Annotated in this window: 1 protein-coding gene and 2 rRNA genes; all 3 read left to right on the top strand. The window is 43.5% G+C overall.

Translation table 11 applies throughout. The features are described from left to right. Positions 1-2,274 (top strand): 23S ribosomal RNA (locus ACFFHT_RS09250); the annotation flags it as partial. A gap of 234 nt (positions 2,275-2,508) precedes the next feature. Further along, positions 2,509-2,624, top strand: a 5S ribosomal RNA gene (gene rrf, locus ACFFHT_RS09245). 427 nt (positions 2,625-3,051) lie between these two features. Further along, complete coding sequence (locus ACFFHT_RS09240; protein ID WP_382375554.1) at positions 3,052-3,672, top strand: hypothetical protein; 621 nt, start codon at positions 3,052-3,054, stop codon at positions 3,670-3,672. Positions 3,673-3,873: the final 201 nt, after the last annotated feature.

Below are 3,873 nucleotides of genomic sequence, written 5' to 3'. Positions count from 1 at the left end.
CGAAGGGAAACCGAGTCTTAACTGGGCGAATAGTTGCAAGGTATAGACCCGAAACCCGGTGATCTAGCCATGGGCAGGTTGAAGGTTGGGTAACACTAACTGGAGGACCGAACCGACTAATGTTGAAAAATTAGCGGATGACTTGTGGCTGGGGGTGAAAGGCCAATCAAACCGGGAGATAGCTGGTTCTCCCCGAAATCTATTTAGGTAGAGCCTTATGTGAATACCTTCGGGGGTAGAGCACTGTTTCGGCTAGGGGTCCATCCCGGATTACCAACCCGATGCAAACTGCGAATACCGAAGAGTAATGCATAGGAGACACACGGCGGGTGCTAACGTCCGTCGTGGAGAGGGAAACAACCCAGACCGCCAGCTAAGGTCCCGAAGTCTATATTAAGTGGGAAACGAAGTGGGAAGGCTTAGACAGCTAGGATGTTGGCTTAGAAGCAGCCACCATTTAAAGAAAGCGTAATAGCTCACTAGTCGAGTCGGCCTGCGCGGAAGATGTAACGGGGCTCAAATATAGCACCGAAGCTGCGGCATCAGTATAAATACTGTTGGGTAGGGGAGCGTTGTGTAAGCCGAAGAAGGTGTATTGAGAAGTATGCTGGAGGTATCACAAGTGCGAATGCTGACATAAGTAACGATAAAACGGGTGAAAAACCCGTTCGCCGGAAGACCAAGGTTTCCTGTCCAACGTTAATCGGGGCAGGGTGAGTCGGCCCCTAAGGCGAGGCTGAAAAGCGTAGTCGATGGGAAACGGGTTAATATTCCCGTACTTTTCTTTACTGCGATGTGGGGACGGAGAAGGTTAGGTTAGCAGTAGATTGGATTGTACTGTTTAAGTTTGTAGGTGGAAAGTTTAGGCAAATCCGGACTTTCATACACTGAGAGATGAAGACGAGACTCTAAGGAGTTGAAGTAACTGATACCCGGCTTCCAGGAAAAGCCACTAAGCGATAGGTAAAGAGAAACCGTACTGAAAACCGACACAGGTGGTCAGGTAGAGAATACTCAGGCGCTTGAGAGAACTCGGGTGAAGGAACTAGGCAAAATGGCACCGTAACTTCGGGAGAAGGTGCGCTGGTATGGTGTGAAGTTTTTTACAAATGGAGCATAAACCAGTCGAAGAGACCAGCTGGCTGCAACTGTTTATTAAAAACACAGCACTCTGCAAACACGTAAGTGGAAGTATAGGGTGTGATGCCTGCCCGGTGCTGGAAGGTTAATTGATGGTGTAATCGCAAGAGAAGCACTTGATCGAAGCCCCAGTAAACGGCGGCCGTAACTATAACGGTCCTAAGGTAGCGAAATTCCTTGTCGGGTAAGTTCCGACCTGCACGAATGGCATAATGATGGCCAGGCTGTCTCCACCCGAGACTCAGTGAAATTGAAATCGCCGTGAAGATGCGGTGTACCCGCGGCTAGACGGAAAGACCCCGTGAACCTTTACTATAGCTTGACACTGAACCTTGAATTTTGATGTGTAGGATAGGTGGGAGACAGAGAAGTTGCTACGCCAGTAGTGATGGAGTCGTTGTTGAAATACCACCCTTTAACGTTTGATGTTCTAACGAGGACTGCGAAACGCGGTTTCGGACAGTGTCTGGTGGGTAGTTTGACTGGGGCGGTCTCCTCCCAAAGAGTAACGGAGGAGCACGAAGGTTTGCTAATCACGGTCGGACATCGTGAGGATAGCGCAATGGTAAAAGCAAGCTTAACTGCGAGACGGACAAGTCGAGCAGGTGCGAAAGCAGGTCATAGTGATCCGGTGGTTCTGAATGGAAGGGCCATCGCTCAACGGATAAAAGGTACTCCGGGGATAACAGGCTGATACCGCCCAAGAGTTCATATCGACGGCGGTGTTTGGCACCTCGATGTCGGCTCATCACATCCTGGGGCTGAAGTAGGTCCCAAGGGTATGGCTGTTCGCCATTTAAAGTGGTACGCGAGCTGGGTTTAGAACGTCGTGAGACAGTTCGGTCCCTATCTGCCGTGGGCGTAGGATAATTGAGAGGGTCTGCACCTAGTACGAGAGGACCGGAGTGGACGCATCACTGGTGTACCAGTTGTCTCGCCAGAGGCATAGCTGGGTAGCTAAATGCGGAAGAGATAAGTGCTGAAAGCATATAAGCACGAAACTTGCCTCGAGATGAGTTATCCCAATCGAAAGATTGTAAGGGTTGTTTGAGACTAAGACGTAGATAGGCTGGGTGTGTAAGTGTAGTGATATATTGAGCTAACCAGTACTAATTGCCCGAGAGGCTTAACTATACAACGCTGAAGGGTTTTAGCCTAAAGCGAGAATCGAAAAAAGGAATAAGAAAGCGAGAAAGCAAAATAAAGAAAAAAAGCGAGAAAGCTAAAAAGATAAAGAAAGTATCAAGAGAATCAGTAGAAAGCTTGTATGGGACGTTGAAGAGAAGAAAGAACAAAAAAGAAAAAGTCAGAATAAAAAGACTGAAAAAATAGAAGAAAAGACAAGATTAAGAGAAAAAGCCGAATTATCCTGGCGGCGAGAGTGCAATAGGCCCACCTGAATCCATGCCGAACTCAGAAGTGAAATGTTGTCACGCCGATGGTAGTTTGGGAGCTTCCCATGTGAGAGTAGGTCACTGCCAGGTTTTGAATAGAGAAGGAAGAACGCTAACCAGTAGGTTAGCGTTTTTTTTTGCCTTAAATATCAACGTATCAAATCAAATATCAAGGTATCCAATAGCGAATTTCGCCGTTAGCTTCATCACTTTTAGCGCTAGACCGTGATGTAGCTGGATTGGGTTAATCCTTCCATCCCCATCCCCTTCTTCCCATACATACAATCAACCTCAATAAGAAAAAGCAAGAGAAAACCAATGAAAAAGCGGAGAAACGTTCAAATGTCCTAAAACGACGGAACGGTGTGATACCGATTTTTTATCATCATTAACGGGTAGAAGGGCGAGAAATGAAGAAGAAAAGAAGAAAAGAAAGTCATGTTGTTTGAGATGGATTTAGTCTATTATCTTAAGCCTAGTTATCAATGAAGTAGGTAGCCCCTGTATAAGGTAAGAAATGTGTCGTTGGCTAATAAAGAAAATATGTAAAAAATACCAAGATATTTATAACGTTTTTGCTTCTCGTTCTAAGTCTGAAGCACATTGTTGTATTGCTAATCATATTTGTTGTGTTGTATTTATAATAGTATTGCTGCTTATTAATTACGATCGAATTATCGCCGAAATCACTACGCCAATCCGTTGTGCCATCGCTGGCGATACAGTGAAAGTACTTATGTCAGTAGAAGAATGGCAAAAACAACGAGGTATTGAAAAGTTAAAACCAATTAAAGATGTAGATGAATCTATGCGGTTATTTACAATAGTCTACAGCTTAACTCCTCTTGAAAAAAAACAAATTACTCAGACATTGAAAATAAATCATAGAGTATATGAACTGAACAGTGTAAACCTACAAACAAAGATAGCGACTTATTTTAGTACACAGAATTATTTGAATATCTTCATTACACATCATTTTCTTATGTATGATTTGGAATTAAAAAAAACAATTATGACAGCAGAAGATATCAGAGGGCAGTATTGGACTTTAATGGGACCAGGTTCTGACTGGGTAGAATGTAGTGAAGATAATTCACAGGAATTATCAATGAAAGTTTATCAATATAATTTTTAAATAAATAGGGATAGTCAATGAAGACATATAGGAAAAAGTTGGTAAAAAATGCTTTAAAAGCATAAGTACAAGGCTTTAAGCCTACTTTTAGCAACAAATTTGTCTATTACACCACTATGTCAATAAACGGCATATAGGACAAAAAAGTTGGTAAAAAGTGGTTTAAAAGCATATAGTACAAGGCTTTAAACCACTTTTTTG

Origin of the sequence: Gallibacterium melopsittaci, from assembly GCF_042433085.1 — a bacterium.
Taxonomy (GTDB): domain Bacteria; phylum Pseudomonadota; class Gammaproteobacteria; order Enterobacterales; family Pasteurellaceae; genus Gallibacterium; species Gallibacterium melopsittaci.
This window is presented reverse-complemented; position numbering and strand designations above follow the sequence as displayed.

Coding starts and splice junctions, on each gene's coding strand:
- ACFFHT_RS09240 (WP_382375554.1), top strand. CDS start 3,052: ATGTGTCGTTGGCTAATAAAGAAAATATGTAAAAAATACCAAGATATT.